21 protein-coding genes and 1 tRNA gene are annotated in these 21,382 nt (G+C 49.8%); 14 read left to right on the forward strand and 8 right to left on the reverse strand.

The window, feature by feature from the left end:
- Window positions 1–234 carry a hypothetical protein gene (locus DS731_RS06165; RefSeq protein WP_119500502.1) on the reverse strand — a complete coding sequence of 78 codons (234 nt, stop codon included), beginning with the start codon at window positions 232–234 and terminating at the stop codon, window positions 1–3.
- 295 nt (window positions 235–529) lie between these two features.
- Between DS731_RS06165 and tadA the strand changes: the two genes are divergently transcribed.
- Window positions 530–1,066: a tRNA adenosine(34) deaminase TadA gene (gene tadA / locus DS731_RS06170; RefSeq protein WP_119500503.1), complete on the forward strand. Its 537-nt coding sequence runs from the start codon at window positions 530–532 to the stop codon at window positions 1,064–1,066.
- Window positions 1,067–1,341: 275 nt separating this feature from the next.
- Here the strand turns inward: tadA and DS731_RS06175 are convergent, their stop codons facing one another.
- On the reverse strand, window positions 1,342–2,295 hold the full coding sequence (locus tag DS731_RS06175; RefSeq protein ID WP_150154249.1) for a hypothetical protein: 954 nt from the start codon (window positions 2,293–2,295) through the stop codon (window positions 1,342–1,344).
- A gap of 214 nt (window positions 2,296–2,509) precedes the next feature.
- Between DS731_RS06175 and purL the strand changes: the two genes are divergently transcribed.
- On the forward strand, window positions 2,510–6,406 hold the full coding sequence (gene purL, locus DS731_RS06180; RefSeq protein ID WP_119500505.1) for a phosphoribosylformylglycinamidine synthase: 3,897 nt from the start codon (window positions 2,510–2,512) through the stop codon (window positions 6,404–6,406).
- A 1,001-nt stretch (window positions 6,407–7,407) separates the two neighbouring features.
- Here purL and smrA read toward each other — a convergent pair.
- The 3 genes from smrA to DS731_RS06195 all read right to left on the reverse strand — a co-directional run bounded on the left by smrA (window position 7,408) and on the right by DS731_RS06195 (window position 9,370).
- On the reverse strand, window positions 7,408–7,995 hold the full coding sequence (gene smrA / locus DS731_RS06185) for a DNA endonuclease SmrA (protein WP_119500506.1): 588 nt from the start codon (window positions 7,993–7,995) through the stop codon (window positions 7,408–7,410).
- A 39-nt stretch (window positions 7,996–8,034) separates the two neighbouring features.
- A tRNA-Arg gene (locus DS731_RS06190) sits at window positions 8,035–8,109 on the reverse strand.
- An 85-nt stretch (window positions 8,110–8,194) separates the two neighbouring features.
- Window positions 8,195–9,370 (reverse strand): flagellar assembly protein T N-terminal domain-containing protein, encoded by a 1,176-nt coding sequence (locus DS731_RS06195; protein ID WP_161599111.1) that lies wholly within the window; start codon window positions 9,368–9,370, stop codon window positions 8,195–8,197.
- A 234-nt stretch (window positions 9,371–9,604) separates the two neighbouring features.
- Between DS731_RS06195 and DS731_RS06200 the strand changes: the two genes are divergently transcribed.
- A complete protein-coding gene (locus tag DS731_RS06200) occupies window positions 9,605–10,081 on the forward strand; it encodes an LPP20 family lipoprotein (protein ID WP_119500508.1) in 477 nt (158 codons plus the stop codon).
- Between the two features lie 78 nt (window positions 10,082–10,159).
- Here the strand turns inward: DS731_RS06200 and flgN are convergent, their stop codons facing one another.
- From flgN to flgA, 3 genes are all read right to left on the reverse strand, one after another.
- Window positions 10,160–10,591, reverse strand: a complete 432-nt coding sequence (flgN, locus tag DS731_RS06205; protein ID WP_119500509.1) for a flagellar protein FlgN — start codon at window positions 10,589–10,591, stop codon at window positions 10,160–10,162.
- Window positions 10,592–10,601: 10 nt separating this feature from the next.
- The gene (gene flgM, locus DS731_RS06210; RefSeq protein WP_119500510.1) at window positions 10,602–10,937 is read right to left on the reverse strand and encodes a flagellar biosynthesis anti-sigma factor FlgM; all 336 of its coding nucleotides are present in this window, start codon (window positions 10,935–10,937) and stop codon (window positions 10,602–10,604) included.
- A 93-nt stretch (window positions 10,938–11,030) separates the two neighbouring features.
- Window positions 11,031–11,765, reverse strand: a complete 735-nt coding sequence (flgA, locus tag DS731_RS06215) for a flagellar basal body P-ring formation chaperone FlgA (protein WP_232373496.1) — start codon at window positions 11,763–11,765, stop codon at window positions 11,031–11,033.
- A gap of 165 nt (window positions 11,766–11,930) precedes the next feature.
- On the opposite strand from flgA, the gene DS731_RS06220 reads away from it, so the two are divergent.
- The 11 genes from DS731_RS06220 to flgJ all read left to right on the forward strand — a co-directional run bounded on the left by DS731_RS06220 (window position 11,931) and on the right by flgJ (window position 21,365).
- Window positions 11,931–12,851, forward strand: coding sequence for a chemotaxis protein CheV (locus DS731_RS06220; RefSeq protein ID WP_119500512.1), 921 nt, complete (start codon window positions 11,931–11,933; stop codon window positions 12,849–12,851).
- Between the two features lie 19 nt (window positions 12,852–12,870).
- Window positions 12,871–13,704, forward strand: coding sequence for a CheR family methyltransferase (locus DS731_RS06225; protein ID WP_119500513.1), 834 nt, complete (start codon window positions 12,871–12,873; stop codon window positions 13,702–13,704).
- Window positions 13,705–13,846: 142 nt separating this feature from the next.
- A complete protein-coding gene (gene flgB / locus DS731_RS06230) occupies window positions 13,847–14,254 on the forward strand; it encodes a flagellar basal body rod protein FlgB (protein WP_119500514.1) in 408 nt (135 codons plus the stop codon).
- Window positions 14,254–14,676 carry a flagellar basal body rod protein FlgC gene (gene flgC / locus DS731_RS06235; RefSeq protein WP_119500515.1) on the forward strand — a complete coding sequence of 141 codons (423 nt, stop codon included), beginning with the start codon at window positions 14,254–14,256 and terminating at the stop codon, window positions 14,674–14,676. Before flgB ends, flgC begins: the two co-directional genes overlap by 1 nt.
- 24 nt (window positions 14,677–14,700) lie before the next feature.
- Complete coding sequence (locus DS731_RS06240) at window positions 14,701–15,390, forward strand: flagellar hook assembly protein FlgD (protein ID WP_119500516.1); 690 nt, start codon at window positions 14,701–14,703, stop codon at window positions 15,388–15,390.
- 14 nt (window positions 15,391–15,404) lie between these two features.
- Window positions 15,405–16,790, forward strand: coding sequence for a flagellar hook protein FlgE (flgE, locus tag DS731_RS06245; RefSeq protein WP_119500517.1), 1,386 nt, complete (start codon window positions 15,405–15,407; stop codon window positions 16,788–16,790).
- Window positions 16,791–17,018: 228 nt separating this feature from the next.
- Window positions 17,019–17,762 carry a flagellar basal-body rod protein FlgF gene (flgF, locus tag DS731_RS06250; RefSeq protein WP_119500518.1) on the forward strand — a complete coding sequence of 248 codons (744 nt, stop codon included), beginning with the start codon at window positions 17,019–17,021 and terminating at the stop codon, window positions 17,760–17,762.
- A gap of 47 nt (window positions 17,763–17,809) precedes the next feature.
- Window positions 17,810–18,598: a flagellar basal-body rod protein FlgG gene (gene flgG / locus DS731_RS06255; RefSeq protein WP_119500519.1), complete on the forward strand. Its 789-nt coding sequence runs from the start codon at window positions 17,810–17,812 to the stop codon at window positions 18,596–18,598.
- 11 nt (window positions 18,599–18,609) lie between these two features.
- Window positions 18,610–19,290: a flagellar basal body L-ring protein FlgH gene (gene flgH / locus DS731_RS06260; RefSeq protein WP_119500520.1), complete on the forward strand. Its 681-nt coding sequence runs from the start codon at window positions 18,610–18,612 to the stop codon at window positions 19,288–19,290.
- Window positions 19,291–19,299: 9 nt separating this feature from the next.
- Window positions 19,300–20,412 carry a flagellar basal body P-ring protein FlgI gene (locus DS731_RS06265; protein WP_119500521.1) on the forward strand — a complete coding sequence of 371 codons (1,113 nt, stop codon included), beginning with the start codon at window positions 19,300–19,302 and terminating at the stop codon, window positions 20,410–20,412.
- On the forward strand, window positions 20,412–21,365 hold the full coding sequence (gene flgJ / locus DS731_RS06270; protein WP_442858440.1) for a flagellar assembly peptidoglycan hydrolase FlgJ: 954 nt from the start codon (window positions 20,412–20,414) through the stop codon (window positions 21,363–21,365). Before DS731_RS06265 ends, flgJ begins: the two co-directional genes overlap by 1 nt.
- The last annotated feature ends 17 nt before the right edge of the window (window positions 21,366–21,382 follow it).

Consider the following 21,382-nt stretch of genomic DNA (forward strand, 5'->3'; position numbering starts at 1 on the left):
TTATGCAACTTTACCGCTCTCAAGATCTTTAAATTGCTTTTTCAGATCGTAATTTTCTTCGGTGACGATTTTTTCCAGTACTTCAACGCGCTCCCGTAGTGCCGCGATTTCGGCTTCCATGGCTTTATCACTACGGATATCTTTTTTCGATTTACTCTTGTCTTTCGCTGCAGTGACGATAGAGACCAGTGCCCAGGCACAGATTGCAACAATGACAACGGCGGTTGTATTCATTTTGTTCCCTCAACAAAGTAAAATTTTAGTGTAACGGCTTACGGGCATTTTGTCGTTAATTCAGCCTGTTTTATAACCTTTTTGTACAATTTAAATCGTAACATTGTGTTTTTCATCAGTCTGAATTTTTGCATACAGACCCGCTTTAACCGTGCTTTTGCTGTATGATAATTAAGAGTACGCAAGATTGTGACCAATTTGGTAAAACATTATATTTCAATTGGTTATGATTTTTACTATACCGTGTACTGTATTCCTTTAGTCGAAATAACCAAAAGTTTGGTCAAAATAACCAATGAGTAATGAAGAATTATTCAGTGATGAACACTGGATGCAGCAGGCGTTACTTCGTGCTGATAAAGCTGAAGCGATTAACGAAGTACCGGTGGGTGCGATAGTTGTTGCAGGCGGAAAGATCATCGGAGAAGGCTGGAATTCACCGATTACAGACCATGATCCCGCCGCTCATGCGGAAATGCTGGCTGTACGTGCAGCCGCCAGCCATATAGAAAATTACCGGGTTACCGGTGCAACCCTTTATGTCACTCTTGAGCCCTGTGCTATGTGTGCCGGAATGCTGGTGCACGCACGGATCGCCAGAGTGGTATTCGGTGCCAGTGATATAAAAACCGGTGCTGCGGGATCAGTGATGCAATTGTTGCAGCATCCTGAACTTAATCACCAGTGTGATATTACCGGAGGCGTGCTGGCTGATGTTTGCGGAGAAAAGTTGTCTGCATTTTTCCGGCGTCGCCGGGCTGAAATCAAAGCTGCTAAGTTATTGGCCAGAGCGACTCAGGCAGAAGAGTGCGGGGGAAATGGGGAGGAGTAGTCCGGAACTGCTACTGGCAGGTTGACTCCGGACTTTTCGCGAACATTTCATGAGTCATAAAATGACGGCGCCGTTGAAGGACCCGTTGATGGGCACGTTTAATCATTAATTTTCTGCGGTTATTACTTTTCAAAATTTTCTTTGCCTTTATTGCTTTTTGTCTTCTCATAAACCCTCCTCATCCTTAAATGTGTAAGGAGAACGTATTCAGGGTGGCATTGTTCTTATGCCTCATGCCGTTCTACCGGTATAACATGAAGGCTTTATGACAATTTTCAATCTTTTTCAGACAGTGTTTCCAACGTTGTTGCGTACTGCTGAATATTTTCTGTAAATCTCACGGTATCAGCACCGTCTGCGTAGCCATAATCAAGGTGACGGTAAACGTCCTTAACGGCCAGCAATGGATAGCGCTGTTTCACGTCCAGCCAGCGATCATTATTGCCGCCCTGGCGGGATGTCAGTTCCCGGCAATCCTCAAGATGTGTCAACCCCGTGCGCCACGCTGCAAGGGTCATCATCATCCTCTCCGCAGCCGGGATCCGTGACGGGATTTTCTCATGTAGTATAAGCAGTTGCTCTACTGCACCGGCAGTTTCACCGGCATCTTCCCACTGATTTAATTGCCAGGCGAAAGCTGCCAGCAAAGTCCAATTTGCATCGCTGTCGTAAGCACTGAATTGCTCTTTGAGCGCCGTTATTTTTCCGGCAGCCGCAAGAATGAATGCCGGAATATCTGCCTCTTGCAGCGGAGTCGCCGGCGTCAGCCATTCATTCTGCATTTTTGCAACCACACGTTGTTGCCTGAGCGTCGCAAAGTAATCAAAGACTGCACTGCGAAGAGAGTCATCAAGGCGGGCAGAGAATGCCCAGGCGGTGCCGGCATACGCCGGTCCGGAAACCATATCTGCTGACAATGCCTGCGATCCGGCATCACTGCTCACAATCAAATCGATATCTGAGCCGGCCAGAGCAGCGTTCAGACTGTGGTCGTCGTAATAGGGGATAAGTGCCAGTTCAACGCCAAGGTAATCAGCGAATCCGGCGATCAGTGTGTAATCAAACCCGCGGGGACCCTGCGGGCCATATTCATAACGTGAAGGTGCATACTCAATGCCTGCTGTCAGCTTACCGGCTTCCTTGACAGAACGAAGGTGATTGGGTAATTCAGGTTCGCTGCAGGCGGCAACGGTCAGAACTAACAGCAAACCGGTAACGGAACGTAACATGACTGTCAGGGGGGCAGACAGGAGAAAAGACATCTTACTCGACACGGTCAGTGGTATTACCTTTGGTTGAAAATCGAAAAAAAACTAAACTTGTTTTGAATGTAGGTTATCAAGTGGGCGGAATTCCTCTATAATCCGCGCCGAAATCCCCGTGCATCCAAGAGATAGCGTTTGAGCTGTCAGACGCTGTTTCCAAACAATCAGGTAAAACGATATGTTGGTCCTAAGAGGCGCTCCCGCACTGTCTGAATTCAGACAAACTAAACTTATTGAAAGGCTGGGTCAATCCGGTATTACTGTGAATGGCATTTACGCTGAGTTTGTTCACCTTGTGGACACAACCGGCACGTTAACTGACGATGCCCGTCAGGTACTCGATAAATTGCTGACTTACGGTCCGAAAACTCAGGCCAAAGCGCCTCAGGGAGAGTGCTTTTTTGTTACTCCCCGTCCCGGCACCATTTCTCCGTGGTCATCCAAAGCCACTAACATTGCACAAAACTGCGGCCTGACGGCTATCGAACGCATTGAGCGTGGTTGTGCGTATTATGTTGACGTAAATGGTGAGCTGACAGATGCCGATAAAGCGCTGGTGGCAGCAGAACTGCATGATCGCATGACTGAATCAGTGTTTGCTGCGCCGGAAAGTGCATCAGTATTGTTTGAACATGCCGAAGGCCAGAGCTTTGCCTCGGTGGACGTGCTGGGAAGCGGCAAACAGGCACTGGTTGATGCGAATATCAGTCTGGGTCTGGCTCTTGCCGACGATGAAATTGATTACCTGTTTGACAGTTTCACCCGTTTAGGTCGTAACCCTAACGATGTTGAGCTGTACATGTTCGCGCAGGCCAACTCTGAGCACTGCCGGCATAAGATTTTTAACGCCAGTTGGACTATTGATGGCGTAGAGCAGGACAAGTCCCTGTTCAAAATGATCAAAAACACCTTCGAAACCCACCCTGAATTTGTTCACTCTGCGTATAAAGATAACGCGGCTGTGATGGAAGGCTGGCAGGCGGGTCGTTTCTTCCCTGACCCGCAATCTCATCAGTACGAATATCATCATGAAGATATCGACATTCTGATGAAGGTGGAAACCCACAACCACCCGACGGCCATTTCGCCGTTCCCGGGTGCCGCTACCGGTTCCGGTGGTGAAATTCGTGACGAAGGTGCAACAGGCCGTGGCTCTAAGCCGAAAGCGGGTTTAGTTGGCTTTACCGTGTCTAACCTGCGCATTCCGGGGGCTGAGCAGCCATGGGAAATCAGCTATGGTAAACCACAGCGTATTGTCAGCGCGCTGGATATTATGATTGAAGGCCCGCTGGGTGGCGCGGCGTTTAACAACGAATTTGGTCGTCCTAACCTGTTAGGTTATTTCCGTACCTATGAGCAGGAAGTCTCCAGCTTTAACGGTGTGGAAGTACGTGGTTACCATAAGCCAATCATGCTGGCCGGTGGCCTGGGTAACATCCGTAAATCCCATATCGAAAAAGGCGAAATCACCGTTGGCGCGAAACTGATCGTGCTGGGTGGTCCGGCAATGAATATCGGTCTGGGTGGCGGCGCGGCGTCTTCTATGGCGTCCGGTCAGTCTAACGAAGATCTGGATTTTGCTTCTGTACAGCGTGACAATCCTGAAATGGAGCGTCGCTGTCAGGAAGTTATCGATGCCTGCTGGCAGTTAGGTGACAACAACCCGATCCAGTTTATCCATGATGTGGGCGCGGGCGGTCTGTCTAACGCATTGCCTGAACTGGTTAACGACGGTGGTCGTGGCGGTAAATTCGAACTGCGTGACGTGCTCGCCGACGAAGCGGGTATGACGCCACTGGAACTTTGGTGTAACGAATCACAGGAACGTTATGTTCTGTCTGTTGCACCTGAGAACCTGGAAAAATTTGCGGCGATTTGTGCCCGTGAGCGTGCCCCGTTTGCGGTAGTGGGTGAAGCCACTGAAGAACAACACTTGTCATTGCACGATGCTGACTTCGATAACCAGCCGATTGATATGCCACTGGATGTATTGCTAGGTAAGCCACCTAAAATGCATCGTGATGTGAAATCAGAAAGCGTTGCGCCGGAGGCGCTGAAGCGTGAAGACATCACGCTGGCTGATGCGGCTCAACGCATGCTGCGCCTGCCAACAGTCGCGGAGAAAACCTTCCTTATTACCATTGGTGACCGCTCGGTAACCGGTCTGGTCTCACGTGACCAGATGGTGGGTCCGTGGCAGGTGCCGGTGGCTGACGTGGCGGTTACCGCCAGTGCGTTTGATACCTATCACGGTGAAGCCATGTCTATGGGTGAACGTACGCCTGTAGCATTGTTGTCTCACGGCGCATCTGCCCGTCTGGCAGTGGGTGAAGCACTGACTAACATTGCTGCATCAAATATTGGTGATATCAAGCGTATCAAACTGTCTGCGAACTGGATGGCTGCTGCCGGTCACCCGGGCGAAGATGCGGGTCTTTACGAAGCCGTAAAAGCGGTAGGTGAAGAACTGTGTCCGGCGCTGGGTCTGACGATTCCGGTAGGTAAAGACTCTATGTCGATGAAAACAGCATGGCAGGACGAAGACGGCGCTGACAAGGCAGTAACGTCTCCGTTGTCGCTGGTGATCACCGCATTTGGTGCAGTAAAAGACATCCGTAAAACGCTGACGCCACAACTGCGTACCGATAAAGGCGCAACCCGCCTGATGCTGATTGACTTAGGCGCGGGTCAGAACCGTCTGGGCGCAAGCTGTCTGGCACAGGTTTATCAGCAACTGGCTGACAAACCGGCTGATGTGGACAACGCAGAAACCCTGCTGGGCTTCTTCAATGCCGTACAGGCAATGATTGAAAAAGAACTGGTTATTGCGTACCACGACCGGTCAGACGGTGGTCTGTTTACAACCATAGCGGAAATGGCTTTTGCCGGTAAGACGGGTGTGACCGTTTCTCTTGATGCTCTGGCTGACGATGACTTAGCAGTACTGTTTAACGAAGAATTAGGTGCGGTTATTCAGGTAGCTGAAAGCGACGTGGATGCGGTGACAGCGATTGCTGAAGCTCACGGTCTGGGCGCGGTGTTACACGATATTGGTACTCTGAATGCGACAGACATGGTTGAGTTTAACCGTGGTGACGTTGCTGTACTGACTGATACCCGCGTGAACCTGCGTACCATGTGGGCCGAAACTACGCACAATATGCAAAGCCTGCGTGATAACCCGAAATGTGCTGACGAAGAACATGCTGCCAAGCAGGATGCGGCAGATCCGGGTCTGAGCGCGAAGCTGAGCTATGATGTTACTGAAGACGTTGCTGCGCCTTATATTGCTAAGGGTGTTAAGCCGGAAGTGGCGATTCTGCGTGAGCAGGGCGTTAACTCTCATCTGGAAATGGCAGCAGCATTTACCCGCGCGGGTTTCACTGCTATCGACGTGCACATGAGTGACGTACTGAGCGGCCGTGTGTCCCTGGACAACTTTAAAGGTCTGGCGGCTTGTGGTGGTTTCTCTTACGGTGACGTACTGGGTGCCGGTGAAGGTTGGGCGAAGTCGATTCTGTTCAATGCCCAGGCCCGTGACCAGTTTGCCGCTTTCTTTGACCGCAACGATACGTTCAGCCTGGGTGTATGTAACGGTTGTCAGATGCTCTCTAACCTCAAATCGTTAATCCCTGGCACAGAAAACTGGCCACACTTTGTGACTAACGTGTCTGAGCGTTTTGAAGCTCGTGTTGCCATGGTAGAAGTCATGGAGTCTAACTCTGTGCTGCTGCAGGGCATGAAAGGCTCGATGATGCCTATCGCGGTATCACATGGTGAAGGTCAGGCTGAGTTTGCCTCTGCTGATGCACTGAGTGCGGTTCAGAGCGCGAATCAGGTAGCCCTGCGTTACGTGAACAACTACGGTCAGGTGGCAGATACTTATCCTGCGAACCCGAACGGTTCACCAGCAGGTATCACGGGTCTGACATCTGCTGATGGTCGGGCAACGATTATGATGCCTCACCCGGAACGTGTATTCCGTACTGTAGCGAACTCCTGGCGCCCGGACGACTGGCAGGAAGACGGTGCGTGGATGCGCATCTTCCGCAACGCCCGCGTCTTCGTGGGCTAGGTTGTAGTCGCTTCCGCATTGCGCAGCGCGACCGGGATTCAGAAACACGCATAAACCCATCCATGGGGCTCGGCTGCGGCATCCCTGCCGCAGACGGTTTCTGAACCCCGGTCGCACTCGCTGGTTGCGGAAGCTGAGATCTCCAGCCTTTTCTGGCTTCCAATTTAAGCTCGGTTGCGGCGCCCTTGCCGCAAACAGTTTTTAAAACGCAGCCCCTCTTCTTTTGTGCGAGCGCTGGTTCATCAGCCTGTTCCGACTTCGCTGGCGGTTTTTAACTTTTGCAACGGAATCCGTTCTGCGAAATCTTAGATCTTCAGCCTTTTCTGTTTTCAAACCCGGCCGCACTCGCTGTTTGCGGAAGCCGCATCTCCATACCCATTCCTGCTCAGTTGCAAAGATTTACGAAAATTGATTAATTTTTACATTTTCCGGAACAATTTTAACCGGACGTGGTCTGCATATACTGAGCGCCAAAAATAAGTTGTTTCAGTGTCAAATTTTTGAACCGATCTCTTGTGATCTGTAAATCACTGTTTTACATTAGGCGTGTCAGGAAGACTTATAAAAGGTAGCAACGGAAGCGGGTTGTTTGGTTAGGATCGTTAGGGATCCGCAGTTATTGTTAGATAATAAGAGACGAATATGTATCGTTCTGGTAAGGGGTTCGGTTTAACCGGTGTCGCTGTCGCAGTCTTGTTTATGATTCTGACCGCTGTATTCAGTTCTTCCGCAAGTTCCGCAGAATTAAAAGTGAGCGAAAAGCGCTCGCAATCAATCTGATTGCTGTTTAGTCGCAGGGTCAGTTAACAGTGCACTCTTCGCATTGCGGAGTGGGTTAGTACTGTCTTCAAAAACTTCCGGTTTAGTCAATTTCGTAAACACCAGAATGATTACCGGTGTAGACGCAATACCTGAAACACATTTCAAAACCGCCTCACATAGCATTTCAACGGCCGGTCTTTAAACATAGATCACTATCGCAATTTTTCCACATTATCTTTTTATCTTTTTCTATTTTTTTCGCGGTTTATTAACTTTTGTTGCGGATGTTTTTTCAGCAATACATAGGTTGCGCCGAAACCGCCATGACCGGGTTGTGCGGTATGCCACGCGATGACGAAATCCAGTTCGGCGAGCCAGTGATTTACGTAGCTTTTTTTCATTGCCGGAACCGGTTTACTGTTTTCGCCTTTGCCATGCTGAACAAGCAGAGCGCGTGTGCCCCGTTCATGGGCGTTTTTGAGTTGCTTGTAAAGTAAGTCTCTGGATTCCGCGAGGGTCAGGTTTTTAAGAGATATACGCTGTTCAAGTTCATACTTACCCAGCCGTAAGTTCTTAAACACACCGTCCTGAATGCCGGGTTGTTGAAAAGCAATGAAATCGTCGGGTTTGACGGGCTTCACGTTTTCCATGCTGAGGGGATTGAATATGTCCGGATTATCTTTGGCCAGTGCGGCTCTTTTGGCCTTTTTCGCAAGGCTGTCCTGTGCGTCGTGATTGAATACTTTGTCGTCTGTAGTTATCCGTTGTACATCGCCCATCTCTTCCATGAAAGAACGTAAATCATCATCGTCGAACTGGTGGTGCATGGCTGACCTCGAACACAAAGAATATGTCGCTTAACGCTATGGCGTCCCTAGCTGGAATCGAACCAACATCTAAGCCTTAGGAGGGCCTTGTTTTATCCATTAAACTATAGGGACATCCGGTCCGGAACTGCCGGAGAAACGTTATTATAGCTATCCTGAATGGAAGTTGAACCCGCAATTCTCTGATTTACCGTGTTTTCTATCGTCTGGCTACAAAATCATTGGGCTGGATATTGGCAAGAATTCCCCCGTCAACCGCTTCAACCGTAGCGCTGTCAACGGATGCGCTGGTTACCCGCACTTTCACGGGATAAAGGTTATATTGCAAAAATGTCATGCCCTGCGGATCGCGCACCTGGCTGGTTTTATAGACGGTGAGTTCGTCACCGGGTTGAATACCATGGCTGCGGCCAATGGATACCTGCAAGACATCGCCTCTGACGGCCAGTACCCGGCCGGTAGCCGGCTGACAGGTGAGCATGTCATCAATGTCTTCCACCACGCCGGTAAACAACCGGTTGACGGCTTTGCCGTATTCACTTTGCCAGAACCGGTAGCTGCTGACATCAATCTGTGAGAACTGATCGAATTCCCACACGGCTTCGGTAGCATAATTTTTCTGCATGAGTACGGCACCGTTCATACCGTCTACCAGAGAAACATCGAGGGAAAACTGACGCAATGCATCATCACTCTTCCAGAATGCCAGTGAAGAGTGAGCGGGACGCAGCATACTCAAATCTGTGATGGTTGCTGCCAGAATGTATTGTGAGCGGCTCTGTCGGGCCAGGTCAGGTGCCTGAGCCAGCACATTCGCGCGGTTCCATCTGACAGTGTAGGGCACTATTTGAGCCAGTGAAGTTAATTCAGAGCGGGCTTTAAATAATTGCTGGAGGTGTCTGGGTGCCTGTTCGGATAAATCGTGGATTTGTCCGTCCTGTGCCTGCGCCCTGTGTTCGATAGGAAACCAGGTGGTGACCAGGGTTTTTTGAAAGTCAGCAGCACTGCATGAGGCGGTTTGCGGGAAAATGTCAGCCCGTATGGTTACTGTTACATAATCGCTATGCCATTTCTCATCAATAAGCTCAAGGTTGTTCACTTCTCCGCTGGCACTGATTTGAAGCCTGTCTTCCTGCAACAGTCCGTTGGTCAGCATCTGAACACTTTGCACTGAAGCGCCGGCAAAAATCATTGCCTGTCTGATCGCCTCTTCGGTGGCCTTTGCTTTGGCGGCAATTTTATCTCCGCCCTGGATGAGTGCCTGTCCTCTGGCTTCATACCAGACGGCAGAAGTTTGCCACGACAGTAATAAAAATAGCCCTGTAAGAAACAGTTTAATCCCCGCTGGCCGGAGCAAATTGTCAATTCGAGTCATCTTTATCACCGCAATCATATTTAAAATGAAGCGGAACCGCTGGCAAAGCAGCGTTTCCGGGTTTATGTGCAAAGACAAGAGCAAAAAACGTTCCTGAAATTGCGTCTGAAAAATGGCGCAGAACATCAGGGCACGGTTATTGCTGGAAACGGGTAACAGAAACAATCTGCTGTGGATGCAGAACAATGGTGTTCAGCGACTTTCAGCAAACTGATTAAGAACTACAGGTGGGTTATGCAATCTATTATCCTGCGATCAGCAAGAGCTACAGGCGTCAGTCTGGTATTACTGCTGGGTGGTTGCTCAGGGCTTATTGATAAGCATGTTGAGTGGGAAGTGGTGGAGCCGGAAAGTTACCCCGTGCTGACAGCGATAGGATATGCACCGGTTGCGCAGCAAATGGGTCAGACGGAAAATGACCGCTCCCTGATGGCAATGAAAGCATCAAAGCTGGATGCCTACCGTGAACTGGCTGAACAAGTATATGGTCAGCGACTGAATGGTTCCCAGTCGGTGGCGAACATGGTGATGCAAGATTCACAATTAAAAGCATCCGTTGAAGGCGTGATCCGCGGCGCGAGGGTGATAAAAAGTTATCCGGTGGGCGAGGATACTTACGCTACTGAGTTAGAGCTGGACATGCGTAAGGTGTACGATATTTACCTGACAACCGCTAAGCCTAAAAGGATTAGGGACGTTACTTATTACTGAGCCGGTTTTCTGACTCAGATCTTCTGTAAAAAGCAAAAAAGCCCGTTTCCACGGGCTTTTTGGTACTTGTCACTATTATCAGGCGCTCACGCCTCTGCCTAATCCGGAGCCTTTCGGCTTTCCGCTTTTATCGTAGGTCAGAGATTCTTTGGCGCGGACTTCCAGCATTAAATTACGCAGGTGGGTCAACCTGAGCTGACCCTGTTCAACAGCTTTTTGATTAACTGATGTACGGTACTGACACTCTTCGAGAAGCTTTTTGGCCTGGGCAATCAAGGCGGTAACATCGTCTGGCGCTGTTTTTTCCGCTGTAAGTGCAGTGTACTGCTTACTGATAGCAATATCACTTTGCTGAATGGTATCGAGGGTTTGCTCTTTATCCTTGAGCAGATTCATCAATGCCTCAGCATCCCGGGAGCTGATCAGGTGCAATTCCTGTTCAAGCAAAGTTGCCAGATGCGTTAAGTTTGCGATCTGTTGCTCCAGTGCCTGTACCAGTGACTGCGACATAAATTACTCTCTACGATTTAATGCCAAAAACCTGCGCTTCTAACCGTGCGATTTTCTGCGCCAGGGAATCCGGGTCGATTTTATACTCACCACTTTGAATGGCTTTCTTCAGTTTGTCGACCTTTTCCTGATTGACCGGCGCCTCAGTGCCTTTCTTCTGCACCTGACTTAACTGCTGAGCAGACTGAGTCAGTGAGACAGAATCCTGGCGCGGAGCCGTCGTCTGTGTATTTTTCGCCGCAGCTTCCTGTTGCTGCGCCGTTTGTGTCTGTGCCTGCTGATTATTCAGCTTTGCATTGTCAATGGGCGCCTTAGGGGTTCCATTGTTAACATTGTTGATTGCCATAAATTTTTTCCACTACCAATAACACCTCATACACGTTATCGGCCTGAACTGGCGCATCTTTAACCTTTTTTCAGTGTTTTTTACTGTTTCAGGCTATAAATTCACAACCACTGTTTGCGTGCTGGCAACTTCAGCGATAAGCGTCTTTTTCGACGATGCGTTAACTACCTGAATACTATCGCCTATTACCCCGTCCTGTCTAGCGATGCCGGCCGTTTTCACCTGCATTCCCGCGGCCTGAGCACGGATAGTGATGCGATCACCTTTACAGACAAAGCATAGCATATTTGCCTGTACAGGCTGGCCGTCACGGACCCGTCTTTTCATCCTCGCACCGATAAGTTCTTTTTGCGACATGTAACTGGTGTGCCGCAGCTGGTTAATGTCTACTTCAGCCAGCTTCAGGTTTGCTGATGTCAGCACTGTGCCCGGGCTGATAAGACCGGAGGTCACCACCACCGTGCGGGTCCGCGCAACCCGAGCGTTGGTAAACAGATACCAGTCATTGTTGCCGCAACTCACTCTTACTGAAATATAGGACTGGGTGAAGGCGCTGCTGTCTGCGTGATACTGAAAAGGAGTATGGCAGACGGGGATCTGAATGCGGTCATCAACAGGCACAATACTTACCTGAATATTATCGTCGCCGTGAGCGTCACCAATTTCGCCTAACAGATAAGCCTGAGCTTCCTGCTGAATTTTTTCCCGCATCTGCGCTGAAGATTGGGCAAATGCCGGGATACTGGCTATGTTTAGCATCATCAGCAACATAACCATCAGTGGCCTGCTTAAAGATTTCTGCAATAATTTCGATAACTTTTTCTGCATGATGACTTTTTTCGTGTTCAGTTCATTGTATTTTGACTATGATTAAAAGCAGAACCCTTAGATTCGTAACGGTTAAAGTGTCACTTTTTTGGCGATTCTGTTTTTAAACATTAAGTGATATGGTGAAACGCAATGTTCGTGCCCAATTTAAATTAGAGGTGATGTATGTCAGGCATTCTTGATTCCGTTAACCAGCGCACGCAGTTAGTGGGGCAGAATAGGCTGGAGCTACTGTTATTCAGACTCAACGGCCGTCAGCGCTTTGGTATTAACGTGTTCAAAGTGCGGGAGGTACTGCAGTGCCCGCCATTGACAGCAATGCCTAAATTGAATTCACTGGTACGGGGAATCGCGCATATCCGCGGGCAAACCATTTCTGTCATAGACCTTAGCATGGCAACAGGCGGCAGACGGATTGAAAACCTCGAAACAGCATTTATCGTTATTGCCGAGTACAACCGCTCAGTACAGGGCTTTCTGGTTGGCGCGGTTGAACGCATTATCAATACGAACTGGGATGCCATTATGCCCCCGCCGCAGGGTACGGGCCGCGCCAGTTATCTCACTGCCGTTACGGAAGTGGATAAAGAGCTGGTGGAAATTCTGGACGTAGAAAAAATTCTTAACGAAATTTCTCCGCTCAAAGCCGAGGTCAGTGAAGATGTTATCGCCGGGCTGGATACCACTGCTCAGGAAGATAAGATTATATTCATTGCCGATGACTCTTCTGTTGCCCGCAGTCAGGTGAAAAAAGCGCTGACGGCACTGGGACTGAAAATGGAGCTGGCTAAGAATGGCCTGGAAGCATTGAACCGTCTCAAAGAGATTGCTGCTGAAACCGGCGACGTTACAGATAAAGTGGGCGTACTGGTTTCCGATATAGAAATGCCGGAAATGGACGGATACACACTGACGGCTGAAATTAAAAACACCCCTGAATTGCAGAAATTAAAAGTGGTTCTGCACACGTCGTTAAGCGGGGTATTCAATCAGGCGATGGTGCAAAAAGTCGGTGCCGATGATTTCATTGCAAAATTCCATCCTGATGAACTTGCTACTGCTGTAGGTAAATGGTTGTCTAACTGATTGACGGGGCCAGGGAAGCTTGAAAAATAAAGAAGTGTCTGCCGATAGTTACCGTCAGTTCGGAACTTTTCTGCAGCAACAGTGTGGCATTTCGTTAGGCGACAACAAGCAATATCTTGTTCGTAGCCGCTTGTCGTCTTTGATGTACGAATACGACTACGACAGTCTGGACGGATTGATTGCAGCAGTGGTACGCGGTGGGAACCGTAATCTGTTGCAATCCGTTCTGGATGCCATGACCACCAATGAAACCCTCTGGTTTCGTGATAATTATCCCTACGAATTACTTATCAATAATATCTTGCCGCAGTACGCCAGTGAAAATCGCCGGTTGCGGATCTGGAGTGCTGCCTGTTCCTCAGGACAGGAACCGTACTCCATCGCTATGTCAGTACTGGAATTTCAGCGGCAAAAACCCGGCGCTTTAAGAGCAGGTGTGGAAATTACCGGCACAGATTTGTCGTCGGCCATGCTGGAGAAGTGCAACAAAGGTGTGTATGACGAACTTTCTCTGGCCCGCGGGTTATCGGCAGAACGCCGACAACGCTATTTCTCTCCCAACAGTGAGGGTATGGTTCAGGTCAATGAGGAAGTACGCAGAATGGTTACTTTCAAAAGCCTGAATCTGCTGCACAGTTATACAGCCCTGGGTCGCTTCGACATCGTATTTTGCCGTAATGTACTGATTTATTTTCCGGCAGATGTGAAACAAAAGATACTGCAACAAATTGCCGCCCAGATGCAGCCCGGGGGGATTTTGTTCCTCGGCGCTTCGGAATCTATCGGTGAAGCCGGATCTCACTTTACCATGGTGAAGTGCCATCCCGGCCTTTACTATCAAAGAAATAAATAATCTCCTGACGCCCCGCCCGGGGCGTCAAAAAATACTTGGCACTTCATTTGCAAAGTTTTCAACAATAAGAAAACGACGATTCATACTCTGAATCTCTTTTTAATTCGATGTTGTAGGAATCTTTGCCTGTGGAGTGTTTTACATGGCCATCAACTTAGACAATCTGACCGGTTTCCATAAAAAAGCGCTGGATATCAGAGAGCAGAAGATGGAAGTGATTGCCGGTAATCTGGCAAACGCTAACACACCCGGCTACAAAGCCCGCGATATAGACTTTAAGCAAGCCATGGAAAGCGCCCGCAGTGAACAGCGCCAGGGCTCTTTGCAGCGCACTCATGAAAATCACATTGGTGGCGGTCTTAATATCAACAGCTTCGACATCGATTATCGAATCCCAAATCAGCCCGACACCGGGGACGGCAACACCGTTGAAGTGCAGGCTGAAAGAAATGCCTTTCTGGATAACGGAATGAGATACCAGGCAACCCTGCAATTTCTCGAAGGAAAACTGAAAGGTATGAAGAAGGCCTTAAGTGGAGGGCAAAGTTAATGAGCCTGTTTAATGTCATGTCCATTTCCGGTACCGGTATGGAAGCAGAAAGTGTCCGTCTGAACACCACCGCCAGTAACATTGCTAACGCTAACAGCGTCAGCAGCAGTTACGAAGAAACCTATAAGGCACGCTATCCGGTTTTCGCCGCAGAACTTGCCAGAGCATCTGATGAACAGAGCAAAGGCGTGGGTGTTGAGGTTAAAGGCGTAGTGGAGAGCGATGCACCTCTGCAAATTGAGTATGCACCGAACAATCCCATGGCTGATGAAAACGGTTATATCTACAAGCCCAACGTCAACATTGTCGAAGAAATGGCAAATATGATGTCCGCTTCGAAAGGCTACGAAACAAACGTTCAGGTTGCTGATACAACCAAACGTATTTTCCGTCAGGTACTGCAGCTTGGTCGCGGTCAGTAACCGCGCTGAGCAGAGGGTATTTTCGTGAGTACTATTTCAAATACGACCGGCTTAAATTCAGAGCTCTACTGGCAGGAAGAAGGTGTAGCCGTTGCCGATGGCAGCGAACAGCGCCTGACTCAGGAAGACTTTTTCTCATTGCTTACAGAGCAGCTGGCGAATCAGGATCCAACTAAACCGGTGGACAATGATCAGATGGTTGCCCAGATGACATCTTTCACGATGGCAGACGGGATCTCCCAGTTGAATGAAAAGTTCGAATCCTTTGCCGCGTCCATGACATCCAACCAGGCATTGCAGGCTTCCAGTCTGATCGGTCAGCAGGTGCTGGTGGAAGGTAATGTGGGCTACATGGCAGAAGAAGGTGCCGGCTTCAGTGGCGTACTGGTTAACGATCAGACCGTGCAGGATCTGAAGATCACCATCGAAAATCAATATGGTGAAATTGTTAAGACCATTGATGCAGGTACGCAGGCGGCAGGAAATATCCAGTTTAACTGGGACGGAACAGACACAAACGGCAATCCTATGCCGGCCGGAGAATATGTGGTTAATGCTAACGGCACCGTCGACAATGAAGGGACAACCGTTCCTACTGCTATTAACCGGCAGGTAGGCAGTGTCAGCATGACTGGCAGCAGTCAGGGCATTATTTTGAATTTGGCGGGTGATGTGAGTATCAACCTCAGCGACGTCATCCAGATAGGCAGTTAACAGGAGAAAGAGTTATGTCTTTTAATATTGCACTTAGTGGCGTTGCAGCCGCGCAGAAAGATCTCGACGTAACCGCCAATAACATCGCGAACGTCAACACGGTGGGCTTTAAAGAGTCCCGCGCAGAATTTGGTGATGTCTATGCATCGTCATTGCTGGCAGGCGGTAAAACAAAAGTCGGTGACGGTGTTTTGACACAAGATGTGGCACAGCAGTTTTCTCAGGGTAGTTTACAGTTTACTAATACTTCTCTGGATCTTGCGATCACAGGTAACGGCTTCTTTGCTACGGTGCCTGAAATCACATCACGGGACTTCTCATTTACCCGTGCCGGACAGTTCAAGCTGGATGAAGATAACTTCGTTGTGAACAGTAATGGTGACAACTTATTAGGATTTCCGGTAAATACAGATGGCACCAGTTCATCTGTAGCATTAAGTACTACCATTCCCGTACGCATTCCTGATTCATCCGGTTCGCCGCAACAAACAAGCGAAGTGGATATCCGGATGAACTTGCCGGCAGGGGATCAGGCACTGGACCCTACATTATTTAATCCGGACGATCCGCTGACTTATAACGCGGCTACATCGGTGACCGTTTATGATTCACTGGGTGACAGCCATGTAATGACTTACTATTTCATTAAAGACCCGGCGGCTACAACCACTAATGACTGGTATGTTGCTACTGCCATCGATGACAATCTCGTCGATCTGGTGAACTCTGACGGGACTAACTCAGACCCGGCAACGGCGACGAACGTGGTTGGTACTGCAAGTGGTTCAGCAGTCACCGTGGCGAAAATGTCTTTCAGTCAGGGCGGTGATTTTGTGGGCATTGAATCGCCGGATGGTGTGGCTCAGACTAACCTGAAGATTCAAACAGAAGCCTTAGGTGGAACTATTCTGTCAAACGGTTCTGATCCGTCACAACAAATTGCAATAGACTTTAACCTTGATCCGGCGGGGGCAACCACCAACGAACCGACTCAGTTTGCGTCAGCGTTTGAGGTTACTTCACTGGAGCAGGATGGTTTACCGGTAGGCCGTTTAACTGGTATCGATATCGGTGCCGACGGTCTGGTTCGGGCGACCTTCTCTAACGGAACTTCTGAGCCTATCGTACGGGTTGCGCTGGTGCGCTTTTCAAACGAGCAGGGCCTGACCCAGCAAAGCAGCACCCAGTGGAAAGAATCAATTGCTTCCGGTGAGGCACTGGCTGGTGAAGCCACAACCGGTACTTACGGTGAAATTAACTCATCAGCTCTGGAACAGGCAAACGTTAACCTGACTACCGAGCTGATTGACCTGATCATCGCTCAGCGTAACTTCCAGGCGAACTCACGGGCGCTGGAGGTCAATAACCAGCTGAACCAGACAATTCTGAATATCCGTTAATACGTCAGTGGTATAACATTCAGGCAGGCCGGTTTTCCGGCCTGTTTTATTTCCGCAGCGGGGCGTTCACTCACATTCTGCACGCTGAAATTTACCCTCCGCCCGTGTTGTCAGGCGAGGAAACTTTGTCAGCAAACCGTCAAACTTTCCCTTCTTTACGTCAATTTACTTTTGGCATTTGAATTGCAGTTGTCACTGTAAGGTTCATAAAAACGTCAAAAGTCAGTCATGGATAAATTACTCTATATTGCTGCAAGCGGCGCCAAGCAAGACCTGCTGGCCACCGGAGTGCGCGCCAATAATCTGGCTAATGCGCAAACCACCGGTTTCCGTGCGCAGCTTGAACAGGCCAGAGCTATGCCGGCATACGGCGAAGGTTTGCCGACCCGTGTATTTTCCATGACTGAAAGCCCGTCTAATAACTACGAGTCCGGTGCGATGGTGCAGACCAACCGCGATCTGGATGTTGCTATTCAGGGAGACGGCTGGTTTTCCGTTCAGGGCGCCGACGGGCAGGAAGCTTACAGCCGTGACGGCAGCTTTCAGCTTGGTGCTGACGGCATGCTCACAGACATGCACGGCAACATTGTGATGGGTGACAACGGGCCAATTTATCTGCCTGTGCCACTGGATAATCTGAATATTGCAATGGACGGCACCATTTCCACCCGCCCTGTTGGCGCACCGGAGAATGTGTCGGAAGAGGTGGGCCGGTTAAAGCTGGTTAACCCCGATTTAAATAACCTGGAAAAAGGGTATGACGGTCTGTTCAGAACCAAAGACGGCGCGGCAGTCGATGCCGATGCAAATGTTATGGTCAGAACGGGCATGCTGGAAAGTTCCAATGTGAATGCGGTTGATGAGATGGTCAATATGATCAGTCTGCAACGCCATTATGAGATGCAGGTCAAGCTGATGAAAGAAGCTGACCAGCTGTCGACTCAGGGCAATCAGCTACTTCGCATAATTTAATTTTTAACTAACGACCACATGCTGTTGCCGGTGGTCAGGAGGTCGATATGCATCCTGCGTTATGGATTAGTAAAACTGGGCTAGACGCCGCACAAACCGACGTTGCCGTGGTATCCAATAACCTGGCAAACGCCTCAACAGTAGGCTTCAAGAAAGATCGTGCGATCTTTGAAGATCTGCTGTACCAGAATATCAATCAGCCGGGCGGACGTTCGTCGGCCGACACTGAATTGCCTTCAGGCCTGATGCTGGGTTCCGGTTCAAAAGTGGTTGCTACGCAAAAAGCCCATACTCAGGGCAATATGCTGACTACCGAAAATGCACTGGATATGTCTATTCAGGGCCGCGGATATTTTGAAATTCTGCAGCCTGACGGCACCATTGCTTATACCCGTAATGGTCAGTTTACATTAAACGATCAGGGCCAGATTGTGACCTCAGGCGCCGGTTTCCTGTTACAGCCGGAAATTGCAGTTCCTGAAGATGCCCAGCAAATTACTATTTCTCAGGATGGTGAGATTTCTGCCTCGGTACGTGGTCAGGCTGAACCTCAGGTGCTGGGCCAGTTGAACGTGTCTGATTTTGTTAACCCCACCGGCTTACAACCTACCGGACAAAACCTGTTTGTGGAAACCGCATCCAGCGGGGCGCCGATTCAGGGCGTGCCGGGTTTACAGGGGCTGGGTACGATTTCTCAGGGCACGCTGGAAACCTCCAATGTGAACGTCACGGAAGAACTGGTAAACCTGATTGAAAGTCAGCGTTTATATGAGATGAACTCAAAAGTAATTTCTTCCGTTGACCAGATGCTTGGTCAGGTGATTCAGCAGCTTTAACAGGTGATGTCATGCGAATTTTTGGCTTTATCGCAATCAGTGTAATGCTGGCGGGATGTAACAGCACCCCGCAGCCACCGGCCCAGGCGAATGATCCTGCGTTTGCTCCGGTGATCCCCGATATTCCCCGGGAGCAGATCACTGAGGACGGGGCACTGTTCCGCCCGTACATGGCAAACAGTTTGTATTCTGATGTGACCGCGCGTCGGGTAGGCGACATCATTACCGTTACGCTGAGTGAAAATACCGCGGCGTCGAAAACGGCTGATACCACAACAGCGAAAAGCACCGGTGTGGATGTGCAACCAATAACCGGCCTGGGTGGCGATACCATTAATCTTGGAAGCCAGTCCATTCAGTTCGGCCTGAATTCGTCGAATGATTTTACCGGCAACGCCCAGGCGAACCAGAGCAACAGCCTTTCCGGGGCTATCTCGGTTACCGTGGTTGATGTGATGCCAAACCAGAATCTGGTGATCCGGGGAGAAAAATGGCTGACGCTGAATCAGGGGGATGAATATATCCGTCTGACCGGCATTATCCGTCCTGCGGACATCAGTCCTGAGAACGAAATTGTGTCGACAAAGATAGCCAATGCCCGCATTCAGTACAGCGGTACAGGCAGTTTTGCACGGGCACAGGAAAAGGGCTGGCTTACCCGCTTTTTCTCTTCCGACGTGTGGCCTTTCTAGGAGCGACGTATGCCAATTTTAAGATTTCTCCTTGTCGCTGCTGTGATATTTACAGCACCTCTTGCTGACGCACAACGCATTAAAGATGTGGCCAGTATCCAGGGCGTGCGGAGCAACCAGCTGGTGGGGTACGGACTGGTTGTAGGTTTGCCTGGCACCGGTGAACAAAGTCCGTTTACCGAACAAAGCTTCCGCACCATGCTCAGCAACTTCGGTATCAGTCTGGATCCTAATACTAAGCCTAAAATTAAAAACGTGGCAGCAGTTGCCGTACATGCTGAACTGCCGCCGTTTATCAAGCCCGGTCAGTCTATTGATGTGACTGTATCATCTGTGGGCGAAGCCAGCAGCCTGCAAGGCGGCACATTGTTACAAACCTTCTTAAAAGGGGTTGACGGAAAAGTCTATGCCGTTGCTCAGGGCAGTCTGGTAGTGAGTGGTTTCGGTGCCCAGGGCGGAGATGGATCACGCATTGTGGTGAATACACCTACTGTTGGCCGCATCCCGAACGGCGCGTTTGTTGAGCAAACTGTTCCTTCCGGTTTTGCTAACGGCGACACCTTAACACTGAATCTGCACTATCCGGATTTTTCTACGGCAAAGCGGCTTGCCGATACCATTAATGAACGTCTTGGTGCACAACCGGATCAGGGCTATACCATTGCCACACCTATTGATGCTGCATCTGTCCGTGTTACCGCCCCCCGTGATGTGGGTCAGCGGGTCGGTTTTCTGGCGACGGTGGAGAATTTTGATTTCGAACCTGCTGACGCTCCGGCGCGGGTGGTTATTAACAGCCGTACCGGCACCATTGTTATCGGCCAGGATGTGGTACTGCTGCCTGCAGCTATCACCCACGGCGGATTAACGGTGACGATTGCCGAGAACCAACAGGTGTCTCAGCCGAATGCCCTTGCAGACGGTAACACCGTAGTGACGACCCAGTCTATTGTGGATGTGGATCTGGCAGACAGCCGTATGTTCAAGTTTGAGCCCGGTGTAACACTTGACCAGCTCGTACGTGCCGTGAACGAAGTGGGTGCCGCTCCGGGCGATTTGATGGCTATCCTTGAAGCCCTGCGTCAGGCCGGCGCGCTTCGTGGTGAACTGGTGATTATCTGATGAATCTGCAAAACACTTCCCAAAGCCAGTTAGAAATGGCCCGTAATGCCAGTGATATCAGCGGGCTTAATAACCTGCGTGAAGCCATGGCAAGTGGTAACGGTGAAGTGTTGCAGGAAGCGGCGCAGCAGTTTGAAGCGATTTTTGTGCAAATGATGCTGAAGTCGATGCGCAAGGCCCAGGATGCTCTTGCTGATGAGGACAGTCCGTTTAACTCTGAGCAGGTTAAGTTCTACCGCGATATGCACGATCAACAGCTGGCCGTGGACTTATCCAGTAATGGCGGGCTCGGTCTGGCTGATTTAATTGTGAAGCAACTTGGTCAGCAGGACCCGGACTACCGCCCGGCAAGTACCCTCCGCTCCGATGGCAATCTGTCGTCAATCAATCGTGAAAGGGCAGAGGCAGTAAGCCGCGCTCAGGCAACAATGCTGGACTCCGCGTCTGCCGGTTCGCAATCCGCCTACAAGGCCGCAATGTTCAGTGGCCAGCAGGATTTTGTGGAAACCCTCTATCCGTACGCAGAAAAAGCCGCAGAAGCGCTGGGTACAGATGCCAGAGCTATTATTGCACAGGCTGCCGTTGAGACCGGCTGGGGCCAGTATGTTATTCACGACAAGCACGGCAACAGCACGCACAATTTGTTTGGTATCAAAGCCAACAACCAGTGGCAGGGTGACCAGGCCGTAGTTGATACGCTGGAATTCAGTAATGGTGTACCCGAACGGCGCAAAGCAGCTTTTCGTCAGTATGACTCTCTGGAGTCCGGACTGGCTGATTACGTTGATTTTATCCGTACTCAACCCCGTTATCAGCAGGCTGTGGCAAACGGTGCAGATGCATCGCAATACTTTAATGAATTACAACAGGCCGGTTACGCTACCGATCCGCAATACGCCAGTAAAGTGATGGCTGTTTACCGCAGTGACGCAGTACAGGGATATCAGCCATGAATACCGGACCTGCTCAA

The sequence above is a fragment of the Alteromonas sp. RKMC-009 genome (assembly GCF_003584565.2).
Taxonomy (GTDB): Bacteria; Pseudomonadota; Gammaproteobacteria; order Enterobacterales; family Alteromonadaceae; genus Alteromonas.

What these genes read in the sequence shown, in the direction of transcription:
- DS731_RS06165 (WP_119500502.1), bottom strand. Translation starts at nt 234, where the DNA reads ATGAATACAACCGCCGTTGTCATTGTTGCAATCTGTGCCTGGGCACTG.
- tadA (WP_119500503.1), top strand. Translation starts at nt 530, where the DNA reads ATGAGTAATGAAGAATTATTCAGTGATGAACACTGGATGCAGCAGGCG.
- DS731_RS06175 (WP_150154249.1), bottom strand. Translation starts at nt 2,295, where the DNA reads ATGTTACGTTCCGTTACCGGTTTGCTGTTAGTTCTGACCGTTGCCGCC.
- purL (WP_119500505.1), top strand. Translation starts at nt 2,510, where the DNA reads ATGTTGGTCCTAAGAGGCGCTCCCGCACTGTCTGAATTCAGACAAACT.
- smrA (WP_119500506.1), bottom strand. Translation starts at nt 7,995, where the DNA reads ATGCACCACCAGTTCGACGATGATGATTTACGTTCTTTCATGGAAGAG.
- DS731_RS06195 (WP_161599111.1), bottom strand. Translation starts at nt 9,370, where the DNA reads ATGACTCGAATTGACAATTTGCTCCGGCCAGCGGGGATTAAACTGTTT.
- DS731_RS06200 (WP_119500508.1), top strand. Translation starts at nt 9,605, where the DNA reads ATGCAATCTATTATCCTGCGATCAGCAAGAGCTACAGGCGTCAGTCTG.
- flgN (WP_119500509.1), bottom strand. Translation starts at nt 10,591, where the DNA reads ATGTCGCAGTCACTGGTACAGGCACTGGAGCAACAGATCGCAAACTTA.
- flgM (WP_119500510.1), bottom strand. Translation starts at nt 10,937, where the DNA reads ATGGCAATCAACAATGTTAACAATGGAACCCCTAAGGCGCCCATTGAC.
- flgA (WP_232373496.1), bottom strand. Translation starts at nt 11,765, where the DNA reads ATGCAGAAAAAGTTATCGAAATTATTGCAGAAATCTTTAAGCAGGCCA.
- DS731_RS06220 (WP_119500512.1), top strand. Translation starts at nt 11,931, where the DNA reads ATGTCAGGCATTCTTGATTCCGTTAACCAGCGCACGCAGTTAGTGGGG.
- flgB (WP_119500514.1), top strand. Translation starts at nt 13,847, where the DNA reads ATGGCCATCAACTTAGACAATCTGACCGGTTTCCATAAAAAAGCGCTG.
- flgC (WP_119500515.1), top strand. Translation starts at nt 14,254, where the DNA reads ATGAGCCTGTTTAATGTCATGTCCATTTCCGGTACCGGTATGGAAGCA.
- flgE (WP_119500517.1), top strand. Translation starts at nt 15,405, where the DNA reads ATGTCTTTTAATATTGCACTTAGTGGCGTTGCAGCCGCGCAGAAAGAT.
- flgF (WP_119500518.1), top strand. Translation starts at nt 17,019, where the DNA reads ATGGATAAATTACTCTATATTGCTGCAAGCGGCGCCAAGCAAGACCTG.
- flgG (WP_119500519.1), top strand. Translation starts at nt 17,810, where the DNA reads ATGCATCCTGCGTTATGGATTAGTAAAACTGGGCTAGACGCCGCACAA.
- flgH (WP_119500520.1), top strand. Translation starts at nt 18,610, where the DNA reads ATGCGAATTTTTGGCTTTATCGCAATCAGTGTAATGCTGGCGGGATGT.
- DS731_RS06265 (WP_119500521.1), top strand. Translation starts at nt 19,300, where the DNA reads ATGCCAATTTTAAGATTTCTCCTTGTCGCTGCTGTGATATTTACAGCA.
- flgJ (WP_442858440.1), top strand. Translation starts at nt 20,412, where the DNA reads ATGAATCTGCAAAACACTTCCCAAAGCCAGTTAGAAATGGCCCGTAAT.